Annotated in this window: 21 protein-coding genes and 2 tRNA genes; 16 read left to right on the top strand and 7 right to left on the bottom strand. The window is 46.8% G+C overall.

Annotation, left to right across the window (positions count from 1 at the left end):
• Positions 1–204 precede the first annotated feature (204 nt).
• Both AACY98_RS14590 and AACY98_RS14585 read left to right on the top strand, forming a co-directional pair.
• Positions 205–936: a class I SAM-dependent methyltransferase gene (locus AACY98_RS14590; RefSeq protein ID WP_339806185.1), complete on the top strand. Its 732-nt coding sequence runs from the start codon at positions 205–207 to the stop codon at positions 934–936.
• A 226-nt stretch (positions 937–1,162) separates the two neighbouring features.
• Positions 1,163–1,239 (top strand) — tRNA-Ile (locus AACY98_RS14585).
• Between the two features lie 84 nt (positions 1,240–1,323).
• Here the strand turns inward: AACY98_RS14585 and AACY98_RS14580 are convergent.
• Together AACY98_RS14580 and AACY98_RS14575 are read right to left on the bottom strand one after the other, a co-directional pair.
• Positions 1,324–2,592, bottom strand: a complete 1,269-nt coding sequence (locus tag AACY98_RS14580; RefSeq protein ID WP_339806183.1) for a toxin-antitoxin system YwqK family antitoxin — start codon at positions 2,590–2,592, stop codon at positions 1,324–1,326.
• Positions 2,593–2,718: 126 nt separating this feature from the next.
• Positions 2,719–3,645: a DMT family transporter gene (locus tag AACY98_RS14575; RefSeq protein ID WP_339806181.1), complete on the bottom strand. Its 927-nt coding sequence runs from the start codon at positions 3,643–3,645 to the stop codon at positions 2,719–2,721.
• Between the two features lie 153 nt (positions 3,646–3,798).
• Between AACY98_RS14575 and mtgA the strand changes: the two genes are divergently transcribed.
• Positions 3,799–4,509 (top strand): monofunctional biosynthetic peptidoglycan transglycosylase, encoded by a 711-nt coding sequence (gene mtgA, locus AACY98_RS14570; protein ID WP_339806179.1) that lies wholly within the window; start codon positions 3,799–3,801, stop codon positions 4,507–4,509.
• Between the two features lie 4 nt (positions 4,510–4,513).
• On the opposite strand, the gene AACY98_RS14565 is transcribed toward mtgA, so the two are convergent.
• Positions 4,514–5,215, bottom strand: a complete 702-nt coding sequence (locus AACY98_RS14565; RefSeq protein ID WP_339806177.1) for a DUF4304 domain-containing protein — start codon at positions 5,213–5,215, stop codon at positions 4,514–4,516.
• Positions 5,216–5,436: 221 nt separating this feature from the next.
• Here AACY98_RS14565 and AACY98_RS14560 point away from each other — a divergent pair.
• From AACY98_RS14560 to AACY98_RS14545, 4 genes are all read left to right on the top strand, one after another.
• Positions 5,437–5,512, top strand: a tRNA-Gly gene (locus AACY98_RS14560).
• A 264-nt stretch (positions 5,513–5,776) separates the two neighbouring features.
• Entirely contained in the window at positions 5,777–7,063 is a 1,287-nt protein-coding gene (locus AACY98_RS14555; protein ID WP_339806175.1) for a tyrosine-type recombinase/integrase, read from the top strand.
• A 292-nt stretch (positions 7,064–7,355) separates the two neighbouring features.
• Positions 7,356–8,009 (top strand): hypothetical protein, encoded by a 654-nt coding sequence (locus AACY98_RS14550; RefSeq protein WP_339806173.1) that lies wholly within the window; start codon positions 7,356–7,358, stop codon positions 8,007–8,009.
• Complete coding sequence (locus AACY98_RS14545; RefSeq protein ID WP_339806171.1) at positions 7,999–8,337, top strand: DUF2645 family protein; 339 nt, start codon at positions 7,999–8,001, stop codon at positions 8,335–8,337. The genes AACY98_RS14550 and AACY98_RS14545 overlap by 11 nt, the downstream gene beginning before the upstream one ends.
• Here AACY98_RS14545 and AACY98_RS14540 read toward each other — a convergent pair.
• Complete coding sequence (locus AACY98_RS14540) at positions 8,334–8,813, bottom strand: Hcp family type VI secretion system effector (RefSeq protein WP_339806169.1); 480 nt, start codon at positions 8,811–8,813, stop codon at positions 8,334–8,336. The genes AACY98_RS14545 and AACY98_RS14540 overlap by 4 nt on opposite strands.
• A gap of 222 nt (positions 8,814–9,035) precedes the next feature.
• The gene (locus tag AACY98_RS14535; RefSeq protein ID WP_339806167.1) at positions 9,036–9,293 is read right to left on the bottom strand and encodes a helix-turn-helix domain-containing protein; all 258 of its coding nucleotides are present in this window, start codon (positions 9,291–9,293) and stop codon (positions 9,036–9,038) included.
• Between the two features lie 572 nt (positions 9,294–9,865).
• On the opposite strand from AACY98_RS14535, the gene AACY98_RS14530 reads away from it, so the two are divergent.
• The 8 genes from AACY98_RS14530 to AACY98_RS14495 all read left to right on the top strand — a co-directional run bounded on the left by AACY98_RS14530 (position 9,866) and on the right by AACY98_RS14495 (position 18,138).
• On the top strand, positions 9,866–10,384 hold the full coding sequence (locus tag AACY98_RS14530) for an Hcp family type VI secretion system effector (protein ID WP_126977702.1): 519 nt from the start codon (positions 9,866–9,868) through the stop codon (positions 10,382–10,384).
• Positions 10,385–10,473: 89 nt separating this feature from the next.
• Positions 10,474–10,812 carry a PAAR domain-containing protein gene (locus tag AACY98_RS14525; protein WP_339806165.1) on the top strand — a complete coding sequence of 113 codons (339 nt, stop codon included), beginning with the start codon at positions 10,474–10,476 and terminating at the stop codon, positions 10,810–10,812.
• Positions 10,813–10,866: 54 nt separating this feature from the next.
• The gene (locus AACY98_RS14520) at positions 10,867–13,584 is read left to right on the top strand and encodes a type VI secretion system Vgr family protein (protein ID WP_339806163.1); all 2,718 of its coding nucleotides are present in this window, start codon (positions 10,867–10,869) and stop codon (positions 13,582–13,584) included.
• A gap of 31 nt (positions 13,585–13,615) precedes the next feature.
• Positions 13,616–14,611: a hypothetical protein gene (locus AACY98_RS14515; protein ID WP_339806160.1), complete on the top strand. Its 996-nt coding sequence runs from the start codon at positions 13,616–13,618 to the stop codon at positions 14,609–14,611.
• Positions 14,608–15,273: a hypothetical protein gene (locus AACY98_RS14510; protein ID WP_339806158.1), complete on the top strand. Its 666-nt coding sequence runs from the start codon at positions 14,608–14,610 to the stop codon at positions 15,271–15,273. Before AACY98_RS14515 ends, AACY98_RS14510 begins: the two co-directional genes overlap by 4 nt.
• A gap of 64 nt (positions 15,274–15,337) precedes the next feature.
• Positions 15,338–16,237 carry a hypothetical protein gene (locus tag AACY98_RS14505; protein ID WP_339806156.1) on the top strand — a complete coding sequence of 300 codons (900 nt, stop codon included), beginning with the start codon at positions 15,338–15,340 and terminating at the stop codon, positions 16,235–16,237.
• A gap of 86 nt (positions 16,238–16,323) precedes the next feature.
• Positions 16,324–17,325, top strand: coding sequence for a hypothetical protein (locus AACY98_RS14500; protein ID WP_339806154.1), 1,002 nt, complete (start codon positions 16,324–16,326; stop codon positions 17,323–17,325).
• A gap of 336 nt (positions 17,326–17,661) precedes the next feature.
• On the top strand, positions 17,662–18,138 hold the full coding sequence (locus AACY98_RS14495; RefSeq protein WP_339806152.1) for a hypothetical protein: 477 nt from the start codon (positions 17,662–17,664) through the stop codon (positions 18,136–18,138).
• Positions 18,139–18,302: 164 nt separating this feature from the next.
• Here the strand turns inward: AACY98_RS14495 and AACY98_RS14490 are convergent, their stop codons facing one another.
• Positions 18,303–19,169: a phage integrase N-terminal domain-containing protein gene (locus AACY98_RS14490; protein WP_339806150.1), complete on the bottom strand. Its 867-nt coding sequence runs from the start codon at positions 19,167–19,169 to the stop codon at positions 18,303–18,305.
• A gap of 899 nt (positions 19,170–20,068) precedes the next feature.
• Entirely contained in the window at positions 20,069–20,536 is a 468-nt protein-coding gene (locus AACY98_RS14485; protein ID WP_339806147.1) for a hypothetical protein, read from the bottom strand.
• Positions 20,537–21,477: 941 nt separating this feature from the next.
• On the opposite strand from AACY98_RS14485, the gene hsdR reads away from it, so the two are divergent.
• Positions 21,478–23,889, top strand: a complete 2,412-nt coding sequence (gene hsdR / locus AACY98_RS14480) for an EcoAI/FtnUII family type I restriction enzme subunit R (protein WP_339806145.1) — start codon at positions 21,478–21,480, stop codon at positions 23,887–23,889.
• The last annotated feature ends 28 nt before the right edge of the window (positions 23,890–23,917 follow it).

Here is a 23,917-nt window from a genome sequence, read left to right as displayed (position 1 = left end):
GTGCGGCAAAGTGTTTGTGCTGGTGTTGGTGAGTGTATTACGCATAAAATTGTAACAAGATACTGCGTTTGACCTTCAGTACCTGAGCCTGCCAGCCAAGAGGCACTGCCGAAAAGCCGGTGCTGGATAATAAACCGGCGTGAACCGGTGCACGCGTATCATCGGTGCTGAACGTGTTTGATGGACAAACAGAAAGATAGATGGATGCCTACCATTGATGATATTGATTTTGCCTCGCTCTACCGTGCCCATGCAGAGCAATCAAGCCGCAAGAGCAAACCGCCAAGCGCATGGGATGAGCGTTCGCAAAAACTCTCGCTCACTGAAGACGACTCTGCCAACCCGTATGTACAGGCATTCATTGCACACATGGATTTGCAGGGCGCCCATTCGCTGCTGGATATTGGCTGCGGTGGCGGCGCAATTGGCCTGGCGCTGGCAAGGCAGCTAAAGGCTGTGTACGCGCTGGATTACAGCCCCGGCATGCTGCATGTGGTGAAATGCCGCGCACAGGCGCTAGGGCTATCCAATGTGCATGTGTTGCAACATTCGTGGCACGAGTACGGGCCGCAGGCATGGTGTGATGTACCGGTGTGTGATGTGGTGGTGGCATCGCGTTCCACCATGGTGGACGACATGGCCGATGCCCTCCATAAAATCAACAGCAAGGCCAGGCTGCGGGCGTATATGACGCTGATGGTCGAGCCGCGTGCAATCCCTGCGAAAGCACAAGAAACCGCGGTTGCTTTCCCGGACTACATTTATGCGGTGAACCTGCTGGCGCAGATGGGGTATTTGCCACGGGTGGATTATCTTGACCAGAAAGGCAATCGTTGCACCACTTATCCGGCGCAAGACTGCGGAGGTTCAGATGCCAACTTGCAGCAAACGTGTTCGCACTGGGTCTGGGCGCTGGTGTCGTGGGACTGTCAGTAGAAAATGAAGTTGATCAAATTTCATTGACACTTATTTTTCGAAAGCATTACAATCCGGATCTATTATTCAAAATGTGTATGGCGCATGCATGATGCAGCGCGGTATACATATTGACCACACTTTAAATTACGGTTGCTATTATTGATATGCGTTTGAGCCAACGAATACATCTTTGATTACAGGTGTATGAAGCCTTGAATGATTTCCGCAATGGATATCTGTGTCAGGGCCGTTAGCTCAATGGGTGAGAGCGCATGGCTTATAACCGTGAGGTTGCGGGTTCGAGCCCCGCACGGCCTACCAATATTCCATGATGAATGTGCATGTAAAACGCCTTGATCTTATGCGGTATGACGCGACAGACCAGGGCGTTTGTGGTGAGGGCATTCAGTGGGCAACCTTCTGGCCGTCTGCGTACATGATTTCGTCGAGCAGTTTGCCGTTTTCATCATAGGTTCTGGAAATACCGTTACGCTGGCTCTCGGTGTAGTGGCTTTCCTGCTTCAGAGCGCTGCTTTCGTAGTACCACTTGTCAGGGCCTTCCAGCTTGTTGTCAACGAATGTGATTTCGCGTTTAAGCGCGCCGTTTCTGTAATAGGTTTTTTCGACACCCTGGCGCTGGTTATGCACAAACAGCACCTCACGTGCCAGGTTGCCGTTGCGGTGATAGGTTTTCAGGGTGCCGTGGTATTCACCATTGATGTACGGCATTTCGCTTTCCAACTGGCCGTTGGGATGGTAGTTTCTCATCATGCCATCAATCTGGTTGTCGCGCCATGGCGTTTCGCTTTTAAGCGTGCCGTTTGAATAATAGGCTTTTTCAACGCCCTGGCGTTGGCCATCCACCATAGTCACTTCATACCACAGCGCGCCATTGTTATAAAACGATTTTGACGGGCCGTTGAGATTGCCGTTGGTCCAGGAGCGTTCAGACTGTAGCGAACCGTCCGGGTAATACCATTTTTCAATGCCGTCACGTTCGCCATTGACGTAAGGGGTTTCCATTTGCAATGTGCCGTCGGCATAGTAAGACCTGTCAGGGCCGTCAATTTTGCCGTGGTCAAACGTTCTTTCATAATGCAGGCTGCCATCTTCATGAAACCCCTTGTCGGTGCCGTGTATTTCGTCATTGACATACGGCGTTTCATAGCGCAGGCTGCCGTCTTCGTAGTAGCCTTTGGAGATGCCTTCTGCCATGCCGTTGACGTAAGGTATTTCGTAGCGTAATTGGCCGCTTTCATAATAGCCTTTGGACACACCGACTCTTTGACCATGCTCATAGGTGTTTTCGCAGTTCAGAACGGCGTTGCCACAGTATATTTTTTCAACGTCTTCTTTCAGCCCGTTAACGTAGATGGTTTCCCGGCGCAGTTCGCCACTGAGGTTGTATGCTTTTTCAACCCCTTCAATTTTGCCGTTGACATAAGGCGTTTCCTGCTGGAGCATGCCATTATCATGGAATGTCTGTACCACGCCGTTGACAGGCTGGCCGTTGCTGTCCAGTACAAGGCCGTTTTCTGTGCTGAAAGTGACTTCTTCTTCGTGATAAACGGTTTGCGCATTGGCTGTAGCAAACAGGGCGATTGCAGTGCTTAAAAACAGAAACAGGAAAATAGCCTGAGTCCACCGGCTGATGCGAAGAGAGAGTGAATGCATGTTCTATGCTCCTGTGCTGGGATGGGCCTGAAATTTAAGACTGTCCACAAGCATACCATGCCAGCCTGAGGTTCTGCAAAAAAGCCGGTGCGTTAATTTGCATTCCGGCTCAGAAGCATCCAAACCTTATTTCCTGCGCAGCAAGAGGCCCCGGATGTTGATGGCGAGCAGGCCCAGGCCGATCATCGCCATGCCGATGAAGTGCCGGGGGTATAAGCGCTCGTTCAAAATAAGCGCACCCAGAATGATGGCACTGACCGGAACCAGAAAAGTAACCAGAATCACATTGGTGGCCCCGGCGCTGGAGAGAATGCGGAAAAACAGCACATAAGCCAGCGCAGTGGAAAAAATGGCGCTGGCCGCAATGGCTGCACAGACATGCAGGCTGGGCATCGGCAGCGTCCACGGGTGTTCAACCAGCAGTGCGAATGGCAGCAGCGTGAGCGCGGCTGTGGTGACCTGTGCCGTAGCGGTGACCATGGGTGGAATGCCAAGCGATTTAAAACGGCGCCCATAAATACCGGCCAATGCGTAGCAGACCGCAGCGCCCAGCAAGGCGACCTGCGGCAGCAGCCTGGCGCTGCCAAGCGACGAGAATGCGTCCGGCCCGATCATTACCGCAACACCCAGGAAACCGATGACAACACCCACGAGTTTATTCGGGGTGATCTTTTCATCGCTGGTCAGCCAGTGGGCAAAGACCACGGTAAACAGGGGCGAGGTCGCATTAAGAATAGCCGCCAGTCCGCCGGCAAGCTGTGTCTGTCCCCAGGCAATCAGGCTGAACGGAACCAGATTATTGAGCAAGCCCATGACCAGGAATGCCCCCCATATTCTGGGACTGTGCGGCATTTTCAGGCCAAGGGCGCGCAGCAGCAGTAGCAGTGCTATAGCGGCCAGCCCGACACGCAGCGTGACAAAAGTCAGCGGGGGAATCTGTTTGACAATGACGCTGGTAAAAAAATACGAGCTACCCCATAGCAGCGAAAGCGTGATCAGCATGGCCCATTCGGCAGGCCCCATGGCTTTGAGCGGAGAATTGGCAGAGGGCATGTCGTATAGAAACTGGTTGAAGAACTGGGGCAGGGGACCTATTATTGACCAAATCTGACATTTCAACAAACCTGCCATCAGAGAATGCGACAAAGTGTGCGAATTTGCATGCGATGGCTCTAAAATAAGCAAACTAAAAAACCCGAAATACCTGTGGCTTACATTAAACGTTTTATCTGCCTGCTGTTACTTTCAGCATTTGCGCTGGAGCTGTTTTTTGTGCTGCGCATTGCCGCTGGCAATGTGCTGCCGATACGCTCTACCGCGTTTGAGCGCACGGCCATTGTGCGGCTGCTGCTTGCAGGCGAGCTGAAGCAATGGCACCGTGAATGGCGCAGCTACGACAACATATCAGAAAACCTCAAGCGGGCGGTAGTTGCCTCGGAAGACAGCCGGTTTGAAGAACACTTTGGTGTGGAGTGGGAGGCCGTCTGGAAAGCATGGCAGCATAACCAGCGTGTGCAGTCTGCGCGAGATGCAGGATCACGTGGCGGCACCATACGCGGCGGCTCCACCATTACCCAGCAACTGGCAAAGAACCTGTTTCTGTCCACCGAGCAGACCTATGTACGCAAAGGGCAGGAACTGTTCATTACCCTGGCGCTGGAAACCCTGCTGACCAAAGAGCGCTTGCTGGAACTGTATTTAAACCATGCCGAATGGGGCAATGGCATTTACGGCGCGCAGGCCGCTGCGCAAACGTACTACAAACACAATGCGGACAACCTGAGCGCAGTACAGGCAGCGCGGCTGGCAGCCATGTTGCCACGACCACGTTATTACCAGAACAACCAGGGCTCAGGATATTTGCAGCGGCGGGCAGGGCAGATCATGGGGGGTATGCCCGCAGTCAGTATTCCTTAAGCTTTCATGCAGCTTTGCCGACAGTTAACCCGTGAACGTAAGCCAGCTTGATGGTAGCCGCACCGATAAATTCAGAATGATTCAAATCAATATGCTGAGCCTGTGCTAGGCTTTGATAAAGTTGCCGGACGCGTTTTTGATACGCGCAGTGGGAGACAAAATTATCAAAGAAGCCCTGTGCCGCACCTGTGGGCGCAAAACACAACATAAAAGCCATGGGTTGCAGCGACTTTTCCAGCCATGGGTGAAACTGTGTGCCGTTGGCCTGTAAAAACGCAATGGCTTGTGATTTATCTGCAAACAACTCAAAAACAGGCAGCACATAATCATGTACCGCCTGCGCTATATCTGAAACACTTTGTGCATAACTGGCACCGGCAAGGTTCCAGTCAGTCCATTGTTTGCGAGGTGTGAAAAAGCCCAATTGATTGCTGTAAACCACACCTGTGGCATTCGGGTTGCCGGTTTGCTCCTGATGCCATTTTTTCAACTGTTTGGAGCAAATGCTGATATGTGGCCAGACGATGATATGCCCGGCAGAATTCAGGTGGCTGGACTGAAAATGAATTTCACCAGTGATATCTTTGTCGGCAGACAAGGGCTTTTTAAGCATTTGCCCTTTTTGCAGCGACTTAAAGCCATGTGCGGACAAAGCGTTGTCAATTTCAACACAGCCGTTGAGAAAAATATCTTTGGGAGATGCCATAAATTGCATTGTATTGTTAAAGCCTCTGGCGTCACAGCGGAATAACAAAGGCGCAAATATACTGATAAAGCCTCTTTTCAACCTGGACGAAATTTGAATAGCAATAGCGCGTACTTACGATTTCTGTTGAAATGGAACGCCAATTCCAAGAGCTGTTTGGGGGAATTTGAAAATAGCACTTGCATAGTTAGCAAAGATTACGCATAATAGCATTCTTCTTCGCGGGAATAGCTCAGTTGGTAGAGCGCAACCTTGCCAAGGTTGAGGTCGCGAGTTCGAGCCTCGTTTCCCGCTCCAATACTTCATGACATGAAGTGTCATACAGTAACTAGTAAGTTGAAAAATAAAGATTTTTTGGTTTCACTAGTAACATGAAGTGACACGAAATACCCTCACTGCACAACAAAATGAGTACCTTTTTGAGTACCCGCTTTGTTGACTGTAAGTACCCAACAGCAGCAATTTCTTTTACACTGTGACGGATTCATCGTCTGATGAGTTTGCGTCATTCAGTGAATGTCGTGCCCTCGGTTTTCAGCAATTGAAGAGAGGATACATGCAATGACACTGCTTTCTGATTACAAAATCAAACAGGCCAAACCCTCAGAAAAGGAACAATTTCTTAAAGACGGTAACGGCTTATTCTTCAGAATCAAAAACAACGGGGCTAAAAGCTGGGTATTCCGGTTTTACTGGAATGGCTCACAGCAAAAGATCACACTGGGCAAGTACCCGGAAATCAGCCTTAAAACAGCCCGTAAAATGCGTGAGGAGGCTCGTGAGCTGGTCGCTCTGGGTATCGATCCTCGACAAGAGAAATCCCGCAAAATTGAACAGGCTGTTTCTGACGGGTTGAAATTTGAGACTTTTGTTCAGAAGTGGCTTGAATTCAAACTCAAAGTGATTAATGCCAATACTTCAAAAGAAAAAAAGAATGGCGGCAGACAGGGAACCGCCATACAGATAGAGCGCTATTTGAGACTGGATATCCTGCCTGTATTGGGCAAAAAAGTGCTAAAGGATATCAGCCGTGCCGATTTGCTGGTTGTCCAGCGCCGTATAGAGGAACGTGGCGCATTGTCCATTACCGAGAAAGTGCGAAGCTGGCTCAATGAGATTTTCCGGCATGCCATTGCAGAAGGACTGATTGAATCTAATCCGGCAGCGGACATGGATATCGTGGCGATGCCATACCGCCGTAACCGTCATAACCCGCATTTAACAATGGCAGAAATGCCCGAACTGATGGCTGCCATACATGCCATGAAATCGAACCGGCAAACCGAACTTGGTCTGCGGTTACTTTTGCTCACCGGCGTGCGAACGGGTGAATTGCGGTTTGCTGAGCCGGAACAGTTCGACCTTGAAACCGGAATATGGTCTATTCCCGCAGAGGACGTTAAACAGCTTCAACGCCAAATCAGGGAGAGAAGTGAAAAAATCCCTGATTATCTGGTTCCCCTATCCCGTCAGGCCATTGAAGTCATCGAGGAACTGCTGCAATACAAATTCGCAGGACAGCGTTATCTGTTATGTCACCGCTCACAACCCAAAGAGGCTATCAGTGAGAATACCCTGAACGGCGCATTGAAACGCCTGGGATTTAAAGGGCGTCTGACCGGGCATGGCATCAGAGCAACACTTTCAACAGCGCTCAATGAACTGGATTACAACAAAGACTGGATAGAGGCTCAGTTATCGCATTCAGATAAAGACGTCATCAGAGGCACCTACAACCATGCGATGTATGTGGAGCAGAGAAGACAGATGATGCAGGACTGGGCCGATATGCTGGATAAGTGGCAAGTCGAGGGACTGGCTCAGAAAAAAAGGAATACATCTGTTTAAAGTTTAAATCTCATATTGTTTGATTCTGGCCCTGTCTATTGGCGGGGCCTTTTACTTATAAGCAAATCAACTCCAGTGTCAGCACATATCCCCCGAATCAACCCTCAATCATCTCGCCTAAATGCCCTGCATCAAAACATCCTCTTGCCACTGGTAAAGCATTCATGGAATTGATATCGTTAATGAACATCTATCGACATCAACGGTAAGGACACCTGCAATGACCACCGTGAGTTACACAAGGAACAACCCCTACTGTACACCCCAGACAGTTAACTTTCCAAGATGGGGCATGCGCGATGTATGGATTCGTCATGTCATGAAAGATGATGAGACAAACTACACTGGCGAGCCCTACCTGCTGTTGTACAAAGACGCCTACATCAAATACTACCGACAGCAGATTCTGATCACCGCTTTTGAAGAAAAAATACCTGCCATCTTGCTTGCTGGTGTGGCCTGGTCTGAAGCAGGAGGAAAGCCTGACGACTTTAAAGCCAAGGGCATGGTGTTATACCGGCAGTTACTGGACAAGATGGGCGGAACAAAAGAAAACCTCAATAAACTCTCTAACGGCATCATTGCCATGCAACTCAGAGTTGCCGCAGAAACACTGGGGCTTGATCCACAAAAACTTACCTCCAGAGAACAACTGCAACTCAAAACCTGCCTGGAAAGCGATGATTTCAATATGAGACTGGCTGCCAAGCATTTGAGATACCTGATTCTGTTTGACTACCCCGATGCCGACACTTTGTACGCCAGTGAAGAACAGATCATACTGGCCGCATCCCGGTATAACCGGGGGATAGAAAGAGCCAAGATAGATTTCATCAACAGCATCAAGGCCGAACCTGGCACATTGCCGCTCAGAACTTACAGTGAATATGGAAGAGCCCTGATCGGACGAAGCGAGAGAGTGAAAAAGCTGCTGTATGGATACTAAAGACGAAAAATGGAAAAGCCTTGCCATATTCATTGTCTATGGCGTGTATTACCTGGCATCTGTATTTTTTATTTATGCCATGTCCGTATTAGATAAAGAATGGACGATAGGCGAGCCGGAAATCAAAACCATTTGCGATGTTGTCAATTACTATGTCATTGATGACATCAGTGATGGCACAAAACCGCTGACTTTTATTCTGTGTGTGATGCCCCTGATGCTGGTATCTTTGCTCAGGCTCAAAAAATCTCCATACCTCTCATTCCTATCCATAGGGATTTTCATATTCTGGCTATGGAGATTTTATCTGCGGTTCCAGTTCTGTTAAAAAACCCGGTCACTCCAGAAGCTGTAAGCGTCCGTTCCTGCGATGTGGTGTGTCCAACGGATATCTTTGTAGGCAACCACCACCAGTTCCTCGGGCTGGCTGTCCGCGTGAGTCAGAGAATGCGGGTAATTCACACTGACCTGCTTGAGTGACGCCCCTCTCAATTCAATCGAATAAAACTTCTGCTGCAATCCTTCACTTGCGGTGCGGTAGAAGTCAAACAGTAGATACAGCTCCTCGTTCTCAGAGAGTGCCAGCCCCAATAAAGGCGATGACTTGTCCATCGGCTTGATAAATTCAGCGGGCAAATGATTGGCATTTTGCTCACGCATCAACGAGTGATTGAAAGAATAAACGAAGATTTGATCCTGATGAGCTGATTGATACTTGTTACCAAGAGATTCGAAAGAAGAACAGCCAGCAGATATCAGTCCTTGCTTCATTCCTTTGAGAGTCAGATAAATAGAGTTAGCCATTGATAGTTACCAGAATAATGAATTGTTCTGGCTATGTATCACAACCCTATTGCTTGATGAATCTGTTTTTATGAAAAATTTGATCTCGTCTGGAGAATCTTAAAATGGCTGTTGACTTCTGTCTTTAGCATAACTTAAAGTTTTTATTTCAATTTTGCTAAATAAAGCAGATTTACAGGCGTTTTAATGCCAGCATCAGGGAGTCTATTCGCCGTGAAATATTCACGGCATTTTTTTGTATTTGTGGATCTGGTAGATGATTTCAGCGAGTTCATCATCTCTTGCGTAGAAATAAGCATCCGGCACATCCAGAATATCAGCCAGTTGGCAAACCGTTTGATACTTGGGTGTATAGGTGCCGCTTTCATACTGAGATATTCTGGATGCGGCAGTGGATTCATCTATACCAGCCAATAAAGCGAGCTTTGCGCCGGTGAGTCCGGCTCTTTTACGGGCTTCTCTTAAACGTTTGGGGATCATGTGCATAACCATTTGTGATATCAAACGGTCTGTTTAGCACTGCTTTGAGCAAAACAAACTTTAGATTGGCTAAACAAGAAGGCCATGCATCTATGGCCTTTTGCCTTTTTCCCTTTCTACATGAGACGTTTCTTTCCAGATAAGCCCATTGCCCCTTAATTGTCCTTTATCTCCTTTTAACACTATAAAATCACCTTGCATCTCATTTCGTACAGTAAATCTGTGCTTATTCAGTTAAAACCTGTGTTTTTTCTGATCCTCAATACTGTTAAAAACTTCACACTATATCGTTATTAATCACATTGTGAATGTTTAGTTTTTTGTTTAGGTCATTATTGGCCTGATGCTGTTTTCTTTTTTTAAATCAACTGATTATTTGGGGTCAGGCCAAAAGTGACCCACAACCGGGCCACTTTTGACCCGATCATTCTTTTGGGTTATTAGAGAGTGATTTATTTTCAATACGTTATATTCAAACCATTAATTCTGGCATGTTGTTTGCGCTATGAATAAATCAAGCTGTCTGAAAGCAGCCTATTTTCTCATTTCTTTTTATTTATAAGGAGCATTCCATGCCAACTCCAGCGTACATTTCAATTGAAGGCAAAACCCAGGGCAACATCACCCAGGGTGCATTCACAGCAGATTCCGTCGGCAACGTCTACGTCGAAGGCCACGAAGACGAAATCCTGGTCCAGGAAATCAGCCACCGTGTCACGACCCCGACCGATCCGCAAAGCGGCCAGCCTTCAGGCCAGCGCGTGCACAAACCGTTTGTCTTCACCTGTGCCCTGAACAAAGGCGTACCGCTGCTGTACCAGGCACTGACCACCGGTGAAATGCTGCCCACCGTGGAAGTCCGCTGGTATCGCACATCTGTAGATGGCAAACAGGAACACTTCTTCTCCACCAAGCTGGAAGACGCTACGGTTGTAGACATTGACACCGTGCTGCCACATGCGCAGAACGCAGACAACGCCAACTACACCCAGTTGGTACGCGTGTCACTGGCCTACCGCAAGATCATCTGGAGCCATGAAGTCGCCGGTACAGAAGCATCCGACGACTGGAGAGCGCCGATCGAAGGCTGATCAGCCTTCCTTTAAAGCGTTTGGCAACAGTGAGGTTATCGCCTTGCTGTTGTTTGATCGTTTGTATTGGGGCAAGGGGTACATTACGGATGGCACAAACCATTATTCGGGGCGCAGGCGTTATTCCTGGCATGCGTGAAATTGTCCGGATCGGGCACAAGCATCTGTGTCCTTTACAAGGGGCCTGCCCACTAGGTCACGGTATGACAGAGGTGGTCACAGGCTCACCTACATGTCACATCAAGGGAATTCCCATTGCCCGTATTGGCGACAGAATCAGTTGTGGCGCTGAGATCGTGACCGGTTCACGTCGTGCCCGCATTGATGACAACCGTCCGGTTGCCCGGCTGGGCGACCTGACTTATCACCCGGTATGTCAGGTACAGGGAGAACTCATTGAGGGTGAACCCGACTGGAAACTGGAATAACGGGTACCGGAACAGCTAACAACAGAACCAACAAATCATATCTCAGGATTTACCATGGCCCAAACTGACCTGCGTTTTAGCTTTGAACCCGCCTGCAACAGCGCAGAAGACGCCAGCGAATACGTGGCGTTTGACGTCGTAGAATTTACCCTCACCGAAGCACTGAACACCCCATTTGTGCTTGAAGTGGAACTGCTCAGTGCTGACCCCAGTGTTGACTTCAGCAAACTGCTTGATCAGCCGGTACTCTTCACCATCTGGCAGGGTAGCACTGCTGTACGCCATGTTCATGGTCTGGTATCTGATTTCAGCCAGCGTGACACTGGATTTCGGCGTACCCGCTATCGTGCAGTGGTAGAGCCCATGCTTGCCCGCACAGCGCTATATTCAGACTGGGAAATCTTCCAGCAACAAAGCGTGCCCGAAATCATCACAGAAGTCCTCAAAGCCGACAAAGTCGACAACTACACCCTGAATCAGCAACAAACCCACCTGAGCCGCGAATACTGCGTACAGGCCGACGAAACCGACTTTGAATACATCCAGCGCCTGCTGGCCGAAGAAGGCTTTGTGTATCGTTTTGAGCACAGTGAGCAAAATCACCAGTTGCTTGTCACCGACACCATCCAGACATTTGGCGCACTCTCCGGTGAAGAAGGCCAAGAAGCTCAACCAGTGCTGTACCAGCCCAAACCAGCCGGGGACAAGCCTCAGCCTGCATTGCGTACCTTCATGTACCAGGAGAAGGTGCGTACCGCACGCCAGACCCAAAGAGACTATACCTTCAAAAACCCGCGCTACGACCAGCAACAGGCGAGTCTCGGACGGGACATGCCCGCTCAATCCACCGAATACGAGCGCTATGACTATCCGGGCCGTTATAAACAGGATGATGCAGGCATTCCCTTTACCCAGACAAAGCTGCAATCCCTGAGAAGAGATGCGAAGATGGCAGTCGCCACTGGGGATGACGCGAGGATAGAGCCCGGTGTGGCGTTTGAGCTGACAGGACATCCCAGAAGTGATCTAAACACCATGTGGCGTGCGGTGAAGGTGCAGCACACAGGTAAACAGCACACCAGTGGCGAAGAAGAAGCCGCTACTGCCCAAACCAGCACCAGCTATGAGCAAACCGCAGAACTGGTTCCTGCCACAGCGGAATGGAAAGCCGATATTCCGGCCAAACCGCATCTGCATGGTCCTGAGATTGCCCACGTTGTAGGCCCGCAGGGAGAAGAAATCTACACCGATGAACACGGGCGGGTCAAAGTCCAATTCCCCTGGGACCGCATCGGCAGCAACGATGAACACAGCACCTGCTGGATCCGGGTGGCGCAGAACTGGGCCGGAGCTGGCTGGGGGCATATGGCGATCCCCAGAATCGGCCAGGAAGTCATTGTTGACTTTCTGGATGGCGACCCCGATCAGCCTATCATCACCGGACGTACCTACGATGCGAATCACCCCACGCCTTACAAGCTACCTGCACTCAAGACACAGCAGACCGTCAAAAGCAAAGAGCACAAAGGTGGTGGTTATAACGAACTGCTGATAGACGACACCACCGGGGAGATCAAGACACAGTTGCACTCCACACATGGCACAACCCAACTTACCATGGGGTATCTCACTCATCCCCGAAGGAATGACGGCAGTGGGGAGCACCGGGGGGATGGGTTTGAGTTGAGGACGGATGAGTGGGGGGCGATCCGGGCTGCCAAAGGCTTATATATCTCAACAGACACACGAGCGCAGGCACAAGGAAAACAACTTGACCTGCAAGAGGCCATTGCCCAATTGCAGAATGCGCTGGCAACGGCGCAGAACCTGGCTAATGCTGCCCGCACTGTAGGAACACAAGAACCCGATTTGGCCCAGCAACAAAGCCAGCTTCAGGATGTTTACACCGACTTGATACAGTCCGGGATTTTAATGAGCAGCCCTCATGGTGTTGCGATTGTAACTTCGGCCAGTACCCAGTTAAGCGCTGAGAGAAATGTCCAGATCACGTCTGCCCAAAACACCGAAGTCAGTGCCTATAAAAACTTCACGGTAGCTGCGGGTGATAACGCATCCCTGATGGCGGTAGAAAAAGACGCACAGCTCATTTCCAACAAAGGAAGGGTACAGGTACATGCGCAACATGGTGAGATGGAACTCATCTCACAAAACGACCTGACAATTACCAGTACCAAAGGCAAAACCGTTGTAGCAGCACAAAAAGAACTACTGCTGACATGCGGGGGCGCATACATCAAATTCAGCGGTGGCCGTATTGAAATAGGCGGGGCCAAACTGGATATCAAAGCTCCGTTTGACGCGATGGGTGCGGCTACTATGAACTATGCCATGCCCAAATTTGGGCTGGCAAATATCGACGCAACAGAGGCCGGTGCATATAACCTCAAGTTCCGCTTCACCGATGACTATGGCGTCCCGTATGCCAATACCAAGTACATCGCATTCTTTGAGGATGGAACCAACAGACAGGGGGTTACTGACGCCCAGGGGTACACACAAAAATACCTCTCTGACCATCAGGAAAATGTCGTCGTACACCTCATGCAAGAGGATCCTGTTCAAGAAGAAGAAAGTTCACACAATCTTCGTTTTCATTTCACAGATGACGACGACAATCCCTATGGGAATACCCGCTACACCGCATATCGCGCAAATGGCCAGACTGAGGAAGGCGTTACAGATGAACAGGGATATACCAAGACATTCTATTCGGATGAGCCTGAAGACATATCAGTACATCTGGATATTTAAGTGACGCGTTATCAAAAGAAAGGAATGTCTTATGTCTGATGAAAACACACCAGTGGCAGAAGGAACCCCATCGACAGCGCCTGATGACACGCCAAAAACAGAGGGAACCACCTCGACTACCCCAGGTAATACCGTCGAACAAAAAATATCGGATAAAGTGACATCAACTGTTGAATACCATATTTATACGGATGGCAAAATCAAATACAAACTCACTGATACAACAGGAGATGACAAAAAAGACCGGACGGTTCAGGAACTCAAAAATGCCAGAGACAAAGCAAAGTATGTCTATCATGACTCCTCAGATACTGAACATGACTTGGGAACCTATGACATCACGGCGACCAGCAACACCTATACAAACTATGGCGATAAATTGGGTGGAGATAAAATTTACCTGATTGATATGGGAACTATCAACAATTTTGAAAATGCGGACAAAACCGTTAAATTTTCAATGGCAATGAACACGACGAGACCTTACTCCAACGACGTCACAACTGCCGCGCTTTTAGGTTCTATGACCAATACAGGTTATACAGACTTTAACTTCAATGGCGGCAGCAATAATAAAGGTGAGTCTCCTTCTCCCAGCACCAGCCATAAAAATGGCATGAACCTGGACCTGCGTTATTTGAGAACCGATAAATCCGGAGGCACGGTACATCTCGATAAAAATAACGAAACTGGAGATCCTTGTGGCTGGAAAGGCCTGGATGTGGATCGACAAAACAGTTTCGTTGATGAGTTACGGCGGTATGGATGGAGCGATATAAAAGCCTGGGAATATTGGGACAGCACCAATAGCCCGGATACTGCTACCGAATGGACCACCTGGTATACAGAGTGGCAAAAAACAAACCCGGATGCAGAAAAACCCGTTTTGAAAAATATCAAACATCTCGCTAACCATCACCATCACATCCATTTGCAAGGGTTTAGTCCGTCACTGGAAGAAATAAAAGAAGAGGCAAAACCAGAAGAATCAAAAACAGAAGAGACAGCAGAAAAGGAAGAAACATGAATATGCAAAATTATCTGGCAAAGCGTGTACAGCTTTGTGCAGTCTGTCTGAGCTTCGTTGTATTACTGCTTTTAGGCTGTAATCTAATTTCAGCCAAAGAGTTAAGCCTACCAGTGACCTCAGCACAAATTATGGGTACATATACCCACGATTCGATACTCGAAAAGTCAGCTTTATCTATTTTGCCGGAATATCAAAAGCAGGCTGTCAGGTTCACTGAGCAGGAGACCCGTATTCCTGTCAAAGGCGATCATTTTGGTGTCGATAAAGTCAATACCGACATAGCTTATGTGGAAGTGGGCCGTTTCAATATTGAAAACAACTTGTACAAGATCATCGTTTACAACCGTATAGGCGAAGCCGATACCCCATTGTTTAACACGCAACTGAATAGTTATGATTCAGATGGCACCTTGATCGATGCTTTGCTGCTTGATAGCCGGTTTAGTTATGAAGAGTTCAAGCGTTTTTCAGAGTTCCGGGTTGACCGTACCACCATTGAGATTGACGGATTTGTGATTTATACACACGCTATCGTGGATGGTGGGGAAATTGGCGAACCCTTGGCTAGCCCCACTCCGCAAGAGTTTTCCAAGTCTGTCTATCAGATAGATGATGGCTATTTCAAATTGCTCTCCCACACAGAGATGCCGCACCAGTAATCGATTTATTTTGCTGAAAAGACTTGTTTTGTGACAGAAACACTTTGATAGATAGGTTTCAAAAATGCCAGATCCGAAAGAAATTGAGATTATCGATACAAATCTAGGAGCATGCGTAAATATTGGGGGAATTCCTGTCATCATTCCTCCATCGGCAACGACCGAGGGAGAAAACAGTGACAAACCTGATACGCTGGTTGTGAAGTGCATTACGCGCAAAAGACCCTATTTTGTGATGATGCCCTATTACAGAGCCGATGCGGAAAGCAAAACACGCGCATTTGTAGCTGCTGCTAATTTTAAAAAGGAACGGTTGCAAAAACTGTATCCGGATGCACGTATTGACGTTAAGCCAGTTACGAAAGCAGATGATTTTAAAACGGTATGGAATGGGATCAATGGTCTTTTGACAGGTCCGATGATCGGTTATGACCTCAGAGAAGTTCATTATTTCGGGCACAGCGATTTTGATAACTTATATCTGTTTGGAGACGAAATCAGTTACGACGACGTTCCGGAGTTGCAACAACTGCCTTGGTCAGCAGGGGTAGGGAAAAGTGCATTCGTTTTACACAGTTGCCGGTCATCGAGATTTGAAGAACAAAACGAAGGTAATAAAGCACTCAAGAAATGTATTGCAAATGCATTTTCTGAATCTCATCGCGTCAGAGTCATTGGTCAGGTGGTTTATGCCACTAACAATACAGGCGACTCCGTAGCAGAGTGGAAATACAGAAACTCGTCTTCAGAAAACAAGCGATTGATTGATGAACTGAAAGTGAATAATGTCGTTTTATGGGGATATTGTGCGGGCGGCAGCAGTTCAGGATATATGACGTCCTCTGAATACTGGAATTTAAAAAGTGGTCAAATCTGGCCGTGCAGGGGATTTTTTGGTGGAAGTGATTTGCCAAGGACCGTAGCGAAAGATGTTTTTAATTCATTTGACCTGACATATATATGACTATCAAGAAAAGAAATTTATTCATTTATTTCACTTTATGTGCGTTGTTCATTATCTCTTGCAGTTTTTTTGTTGTTAGGAATGTTATGAGTAATCCTGAAATTCAAGTTTCGAGTCTTCCTCAAGAGCAACTCTGGAGCATTGAGTATGCTGCAGAAATGCAAAAGAAGGCATTCAATATTGGTATCCCTATGGTGCGGGATAAAGACGCATTGCTTGAGCTCATCAAACATGCCTGGCAATGGGATAAGAACGCGATGATTCAGTATGCAAGAATTGTTGATAATGAGTCACATATTGAGCCAGACGAAGGGGAGTCGCTGGATGATTTTATCATGCAGTACCGGGATCAGATTGTGGATAGCCAGGGGAAACTGCTCAATGAGCCGCAAGTGTTGAGATTGCCTTTATGGAACTTTTTGACGCTTTTAGGGGACCATAAATATCCTTATCCCGCAAATCGCCTAGCTGCAAGAATGATGGGAGAAAGCGGATACGATGATCAAGGTAACTTGATTCCCTATACGGGGGAGACCAGGGCAAAGATGCTGAACTATATCCGATACAGTATCAATGGTGGATACCGAAATCAGGGCTTTTTGGCTACAACCCTGCTGTGGGGAACAGGGTACAGGAGCAATAATCCTCAATATGACGCACTGAACCGGATGACGGAACACTTCGAGGGATTGACCCCCACAGAACTGGCTGATGCAGTGGACGGATATAGGCCATGCGCCAGTCATGGTTCAAGTTACTGCATGACACGACTGGCAGAAGCCTATTACCATGGCATTGGAGTTCAGAAAAACTTGGAGTTGTCATATGTTTGGGCGACATTGTCCCACAAAGGATACCTCCAATTTCTCGAAGAAATTTCGAATCAGACAAGTATGAATCTTCATTTGGAGCATATGAATAAAACTATCGATGACTATAACGCGGAAATTTTAGCGTTGGTTCGCCAGGAGTTTACTCAAAAGCAAATTGATGCGGCTTCTGATTTATACAATGAACTTGAAGAAGGTATTGTTTGGGATTATGAGGAGTGGGTCAGGGGAAGAGATTTAATTCCACCTCTGCCATGAAGAATTTTTCAAAAAAAGTTCCTTATGGCACCTTTTGTATTTGAAGACAATGAAAAACGAGTTATGGCAATGTACTTCAATTCAGTTAATGGCAAGGTTGGTGTTTACGAAATGAAATGTCACTACATTTACAAATATAGACGCAGACGGATAGAGTACTAAATGGACAACTCCATACTAAGCTTCGATATAATCAAGCATTGAACAATCTTTAGAAGCTGTAAGATTATTTGTTAATCAGGTTGCCAAATATCGCATCATAATAGGCTTGGACTTGGTATGCTTAAAGGGGCGGATGGTTCCCAGGATATCAGACTGAATCAATCAAGTAAGAGCATGAAAATATCCCAGTTGGCAGTTGATAGATTATTGAAAATAAATTGGTTATCTGAAATAGGTAAAGAATTCACTGTATCCAATATGGTGTTAGCTAAATCCCTAAATGAAACTGAACACTATTTAGCTACTTCTGAGTGGGAAAACGTGACTCTGGAAGAGTCGAATAAAATATCAGGTTATCTTGCAGTAAGGCATACCGTTATTTTCCAAGAGTGGAATGAATTAGCCAAAAAGGCAAAATCGTTTTTTATCAATGATATAATTTTCCGCATTCCTCATTTAAGTGGTTTCAATAATACACTGTTACATCAATGTCTGGAATGGAATATTGTTCACTATTTAATAGAAGATACTTACAGGGGAAAATTAACAAAACCCTTATTCTTTTCTGAACTTATCCCTATTTACGAGGCAGGACATATGCCCTGCGGTTGGGTTGGTAACTGGCCTAGCGGGCAATTAGTTGTGTATTAATGATGGGAGGCTGGAAAGGCTAGCGATAGTAATCAGGATCCGGCAAAGCTGGCGTGCGGGATAAGCTGTATTGTGAAATAGAGGTGTTATTGACTTATAACTCCTGTTGATCACCTTAGCCTTCTGAAACCCTGACCAAAATTACATTAGAAGAGGCATTTAATTTAACCGCCGATATACACCTTCACAACCTCAAGGCGTTCATGCCCGAGCTCTCTGCTGATCGTCAGTCTGGCCTCTTCGTCTATGATTTTTTGTTCTGGTCTAAGTGTGTTCTGTTTCGGCCCTCCCGCCTTCGGTGACTTCCACCCCGTCAGTGCTTCGTATCTCTCTTGTGCATACTGATGCCGTAGCCCGTGCATCTTCGTTAGTCCTGCTTTCTTGCACAGCCCTTCATACACCCTCAGTTGCTCCTTGTAGCTTTTATGAGCCGGTATCAGCGAACCTTTGCCTGCAAAAGCGTGTATCTCGTTCAACAACGCTCTTTGCTCTGTTGTTCTTATAGGAACCATTCGTGATTTACCTCCCTTCGTCCAGCTCCCTTTAAGCTGGATATGGTCGCCCTGGTCTGCATAATTCGGGTTGAATTTGATACTCTCCTGTCTTCTCAGTCCGAATGCCGCCTGTAGTCTCAGACTCATCTTTATGTGGGAGTCTGTAATGCTTTTTAGTTTTTCTGCATCCAGTGTTTTAGCTTTGTTTTCTGATGTCACATAACATCTTTGCTCTATACCCAGTGCCGCATTGTCTTTTGGGATAATCCCGGCCCGGTTGATCTTTTGTACCCACCACCTCAGATGAGACATTCTGTTCTTGAGGGTTCCTTGTGAAAGCTCTTCCTTGTTCCATTTATTCAGTAGTGCTTCAACATGTTTGGGCTTGAGTGACGTCAGCTTCATATGTTTGAACCCGAGTTCTTTCAAATCATTGGCACACAGCGTCAGAATCTTGATCCGGTCTCTTTGCGTATTGGCTGAACCCTCTCTGCATCTGTGGCACAGTTGTTTCAATTCATAATTCAGGTTGTTCATTCCGTTTCTCTCCTTTCATCTTTCTTTCTCTTTTTTGCTGAATCCAACGTGGTTAATGTTGATGCCAACCAGTCGCCTTGCAGCAAACTGATTCCTGTCAGAGAGAGTTATCTCTCAGCAGGCAAGGGCCAGATGTTTCAGCAACATCTTTTGCTCCGCATGGAGCCTCTGAGAGCCTTTCTGTTGAAAGCGCTGTTCAGAGTGGTTTGATGGATGGTGAATACCTCCTTGGATGAAATGAAAAGTTGAGATAAATGAGAGAGCCTGAATGAAACGAAGCTGAGCCAGCCTGTATAAAAAACACTGCAAAAGTGGATGAAATGCCCATCGTCACGCGACGGTCACTTTAAATACCTGTGCTCAAAGCAGCAGCCTGAGCGGGTTTGCACGCCCTGTCACTACGGCGTAGTGACAGGGCTTATCAGCGGCAGTTGTCAGCCTTGGATGATATTTGCAGCCATAAACTTGCAGTAGAAAGGATGCACAGGAGCAAAAGAAAGAGACTACCGCAATTGCAGCATGGGAGAAACAGAACAGCATGCGCTATCAGAAATAACGTGTTGCAGGGTTTGTGTATAAATGGACTCCGCCTGTATCAGGCTGATGGCAAAGTGGAGTCTGAGGCCATCGAGGGGGTGGCTCTACCTGATAAACATCAGGTCGGGTACCTGGAGCCTGTACCCTGGGCGAAAAGTGTCAACAGATACACTTATATTTTCATTATAAACTCGGTCAAAAGCACATGGCAAGGTGGTTTAAGGGCATGTGACGTTAGGAGCCTTCCTGATTCTAAAGTAATTTATGCAGCCATTAAAAATGGTTTCTTTTATCAATGTAGAGCCATCACCAACGAGATTGCCTGCCACGACAAGAAAATGGCAGGCAGGGTAAATAAAAGATTAACGGTTATTTGCTCTTCTGCGCAATTCAGGAAACTTTGCTCTCAGTTCGTCAATATAAACCTTGGCTTCTTCAGGCGGTAGAGGCTTACCTGCATTGGATTCTAAGAGTTGACTGGGTTTAATACCCTGATTTGCATTTTTGGATTTTCTCTGTCTGCATTTATCAGCTTTGAGACACAGGAAAGGGATGAATTTTCCATTCTTCGCACTGATGAGCAGCGAGAAAAGATATCCTGCCGGATTGCTGATTTTCTGCTCCATGCACCGCATGTCCCATTCATCCATAACATATTGTCTCAATTCAGCTCTAACCTGTGCCAGTATCATCACAACTTCATGTTGCTGACGTGTTTCGAGGGTGTAAAAGCGTTTAGGTATCTGGATACTTTTGTCGCTTTCTGTCGTACGTACGTTTTTTTTATTTAAATCATTAAGAAACGTACGTACGTTATCAGGTTGTTTCATTTTGCGTTCTCCGTATGTTGAAGGGTCATACGTAGTTGAACGCAAAGTAACAGGCAAAAGTGGATAAATAGGAAACGCGCCGTGTCGCATTTATTTTTTGTTTCATTTCAGTATGTTGAGGAAAATTTAAAACTCAATAGTGTGGCAAAGGGAAAGTGCTATAAAAATGCAAAAAGCGCTATTTTGCATTTTTGATTGACTGTCTTTTAAAAGATAGTTTTTACCGACAATCAGTCAAAGAGCATAAAAAACGGCTGTTCAAACAGCTGTTTCAGAGAAAAAAAGAAAACATTAAACTGATTTAACTTCTGAGCGGCTTATTCATGATCCAATCGTTTATTGATATATTTTTAGGGGCTAGCCCTGACTGATCAGCTTTTAAACATAGGCACATCTAAGGATACAACGCTGAATAACTTTGTGCAGGTGAATGAAGTAGATGCGTTTATCAGTGGATAATTTGAAAGGTGAATTGTTGCTCGTGAGGTGTCAAAATAAGAATGTTTAATAGACAACCTCAGCTACAAATGCAGATTCTGAAAAAGGGAATAAATAGGAAATTGGTGCTGTTTGTATTTATTTTCAATTGAATTGAGTAAAAAGAGACAATGAAAGGTTTTGGCTAACTTATAGCCCTATAGACTTAGACAATTCCAAATGAAGGAAGGTCTTTATAACCACCTCTAGTTTTAGCCGTGAGGCGCAAGAGTAAAATGGGGCTAATTTGAGAAGTTTACCGTATGAACGTTAGTAGCCGCTTCGTAACCTTAATGATAAAATGCGATGTTGGCATTACCCCCGCCAACTCTGGCCACTAAAGTGCTGGATTAGGATTACTTTTTGGAAGAATGGCACAGGACCCAACCATCAGACTCGATTTTTGGATGCTTGTTCATAAAACCTAAAGCACATAAACCTAAACTTTGGGAGAGCCTACTGACATGGATAAATTTCACCTCAGTGAGCGAGATATCTGCACCAAATTCATTACACCAGCCATTGAACAGGCTGGCTGGCAGCAGCATCAGTTCCGTGAGGAAGTCAATCTTACTGATGGTCGTGTTATGGTTCGCGGTAAACTTGCATCTCGAGTCATAAATCCTCAAGCCAAAGGAGGCCCCAAACGTGCCGATTATGTGCTCTATGCAAGACCAAATGTTCCGATTGCAGTGGTGGAGGCAAAACAGGCAAAATTTTCAGTCGGCCACGGAATGCAGCAGGCGCTAGTTTATGCAGAGATGTTAGATGTACCCTTTGCCATTAGTAGCAATGGCGATGGTTTCCTCCTTCACGATCGAACTGGGCTCTCACAACCTGCCGAACGAAATCTTCAACTTACCCAATTTCCGACTTTGGCCGATTTATGGCCGTTATATCAGCAATGGAAGGGATTAGTTGCCTCAGAAGCTGTCAAACTGATTGAACAACCGTTTTATACAGATGGCAGCGGCCGCGAGCCCCGATACTACCAACGAGTAGCTATCAACCGTGCCATCGAAGCGGTAGCAAAAGGTCAAGATAGGGTATTGCTTGTCATGGCCACCGGCACAGGAAAAACATACACTGCATTTCAGATTATTTGGCGTTTATGGAAGGCAAAATCCAAGAAACGCATTCTGTTCTTGGCTGATCGCAACATCTTGGTCGACCAAACCATGCAGCAAGATTTTGCCCCTTTTGGTGAAGTCATGCACAAGGTTACTAACCGTGAAGTCAAGAAAAACTACGAAATCTATCTCGCTCTCTATCAAGCCGTAACGGGGAAAGAAGAATGGAAACAAATCTATCGCCAATTCCCGGCGGATTTCTTCGACTTAGTAGTTATTGACGAATGCCATCGCGGAAGTGCAGCAGAAGACTCTGCATGGCGCGATGTGCTCGATTATTTCACCAGTGCCACCCACCTCGGTCTCACAGCTACTCCGAAAGAAACTAAGGAAATCAGTAATATCAACTACTTCGGAGATCCAATTTATACCTATTCACTCAAGCAGGGTATAGAGGACGGCTTTCTTGCTCCATACAAGGTTATACGCATTGCAACCGATGTTGATGCAGTCGGCTACATACCAGAAGAGGGAAAAATCGACAAACTAGGACAGGCTGTTGAACAACGGCAATACAACACAAAAGATTTTGATCGCAATTTAATACTCGAGAAGCGCACAGCTTTTGTGGCCAGCAAAGTATGGGAATATCTCCAAGCGACTGAACCGATGGCCAAGACTATTGTTTTTTGTGACGACCAGGATCATGCCGAGCGGATGCGTCAAGAGTTAGTAAAACTTATCCCTGCAGCAGCAAGCAATCGCCGTTACGTAATGCGTATTACTGGGGACGATAATGAAGGTAAAGCACAGCTCTCTTACTTTATCGACAATGATGAGCCTTATCCAGTTATTGCCACCACCTCAAAGCTGCTTACCACTGGCGTAGATGCCAAAACTTGTAAGCTGATTGTCTTAGATCAGAACATCAACTCGATGACGGAGTTCAAACAGATCATCGGCCGTGGCACTCGTCTGCGAGAAGACTACCAAAAACTGTACTTCACCATCATGGACTTCAAAGGTGCTACACGACTGTTTGCTGATCCAGATTTCGATGGTGAGCCTGTGGTGATCTATGAGCCTCGTCCTGAGGATCCAGTGGTACCTCCAGATATAATTTATCTTCCTGATATAGACGAGCCCGAGTTATCAACTTATGATCCCAGTCCCACAGATGGCAATAAGCCATCTGGCAGCTCAGGTCGAGTTAGGTATGTGATAGATGATGTCAATGTGCGTTTAGCGGTAGAACGCTCTCAGTACCTTGATGTTGACGGTAAGCTCATTACTGAAGACTACCGAGTCCTACTCAAAAACGACATAAAAAAAGCGCTGCAAGAGAAATTCAGCAACCTAACCGATTTTCTGCGCCACTGGAGCAGTGCAAAACGTAAACAAGCAGTGCTAGAGGAATTAGCAAAGCGTGGCGTACCATTAGAAATACTGCAACAGGCGGTCTCTAATGGCAGCGAGTTAGATGTGTTTGACCTAGTAACCCACGTCGCTTTTGACCAAAAGCCGCTCACTCGTCGTGAACGAGCCAATAATGTAAAAAAGCGCGATGTATTTGGTAAATATGGTGAGCAAGCCAGGGCTGTGCTCGAAGCATTACTCGAAAAGTTTGCCGATCACGGCGTGCAAAACATAGAAGATGCCAAAGTGCTGGAGTTGCCGCCCTTTGACAAATTTGGCAGCAAAACACAAATCCGGCGAGGCATTTTTGGTGGTGTAGAGCAGTACACACAAGCAGTACAGGAACTGGAACAGGCACTCTACGATATACCTGAACAAAAACGGGCTTAATTAAACAACAAGCCCTCAACAAGCGAAT

It is taken from the genome of Saezia sanguinis, assembly GCF_963921665.1.
Classification (GTDB): Bacteria; Pseudomonadota; Gammaproteobacteria; order Burkholderiales; family Burkholderiaceae_C; genus Saezia; species Saezia sanguinis.
This window is presented reverse-complemented; position numbering and strand designations above follow the sequence as displayed.

What these genes read in the sequence shown, in the direction of transcription:
- AACY98_RS14495 (WP_339806152.1), top strand. Translation starts at nt 17,662, where the DNA reads ATGAAAATATCCCAGTTGGCAGTTGATAGATTATTGAAAATAAATTGG.
- hsdR (WP_339806145.1), top strand. Translation starts at nt 21,478, where the DNA reads ATGGATAAATTTCACCTCAGTGAGCGAGATATCTGCACCAAATTCATT.
- AACY98_RS14515 (WP_339806160.1), top strand. Translation starts at nt 13,616, where the DNA reads ATGTCTGATGAAAACACACCAGTGGCAGAAGGAACCCCATCGACAGCG.
- AACY98_RS14525 (WP_339806165.1), top strand. Translation starts at nt 10,474, where the DNA reads ATGGCACAAACCATTATTCGGGGCGCAGGCGTTATTCCTGGCATGCGT.
- AACY98_RS14535 (WP_339806167.1), bottom strand. Translation starts at nt 9,293, where the DNA reads ATGATCCCCAAACGTTTAAGAGAAGCCCGTAAAAGAGCCGGACTCACC.
- AACY98_RS14520 (WP_339806163.1), top strand. Translation starts at nt 10,867, where the DNA reads ATGGCCCAAACTGACCTGCGTTTTAGCTTTGAACCCGCCTGCAACAGC.
- AACY98_RS14565 (WP_339806177.1), bottom strand. Translation starts at nt 5,215, where the DNA reads ATGGCATCTCCCAAAGATATTTTTCTCAACGGCTGTGTTGAAATTGAC.
- AACY98_RS14485 (WP_339806147.1), bottom strand. Translation starts at nt 20,536, where the DNA reads ATGAAACAACCTGATAACGTACGTACGTTTCTTAATGATTTAAATAAA.
- AACY98_RS14510 (WP_339806158.1), top strand. Translation starts at nt 14,608, where the DNA reads ATGAATATGCAAAATTATCTGGCAAAGCGTGTACAGCTTTGTGCAGTC.
- AACY98_RS14580 (WP_339806183.1), bottom strand. Translation starts at nt 2,592, where the DNA reads ATGCATTCACTCTCTCTTCGCATCAGCCGGTGGACTCAGGCTATTTTC.
- AACY98_RS14550 (WP_339806173.1), top strand. Translation starts at nt 7,356, where the DNA reads ATGCGCGATGTATGGATTCGTCATGTCATGAAAGATGATGAGACAAAC.
- AACY98_RS14500 (WP_339806154.1), top strand. Translation starts at nt 16,324, where the DNA reads ATGAGTAATCCTGAAATTCAAGTTTCGAGTCTTCCTCAAGAGCAACTC.
- AACY98_RS14590 (WP_339806185.1), top strand. Translation starts at nt 205, where the DNA reads ATGCCTACCATTGATGATATTGATTTTGCCTCGCTCTACCGTGCCCAT.
- AACY98_RS14545 (WP_339806171.1), top strand. Translation starts at nt 7,999, where the DNA reads ATGGATACTAAAGACGAAAAATGGAAAAGCCTTGCCATATTCATTGTC.
- AACY98_RS14575 (WP_339806181.1), bottom strand. Translation starts at nt 3,645, where the DNA reads ATGCCCTCTGCCAATTCTCCGCTCAAAGCCATGGGGCCTGCCGAATGG.
- AACY98_RS14540 (WP_339806169.1), bottom strand. Translation starts at nt 8,813, where the DNA reads ATGGCTAACTCTATTTATCTGACTCTCAAAGGAATGAAGCAAGGACTG.
- AACY98_RS14490 (WP_339806150.1), bottom strand. Translation starts at nt 19,169, where the DNA reads ATGAACAACCTGAATTATGAATTGAAACAACTGTGCCACAGATGCAGA.
- AACY98_RS14505 (WP_339806156.1), top strand. Translation starts at nt 15,338, where the DNA reads ATGCCAGATCCGAAAGAAATTGAGATTATCGATACAAATCTAGGAGCA.
- AACY98_RS14555 (WP_339806175.1), top strand. Translation starts at nt 5,777, where the DNA reads ATGACACTGCTTTCTGATTACAAAATCAAACAGGCCAAACCCTCAGAA.
- AACY98_RS14530 (WP_126977702.1), top strand. Translation starts at nt 9,866, where the DNA reads ATGCCAACTCCAGCGTACATTTCAATTGAAGGCAAAACCCAGGGCAAC.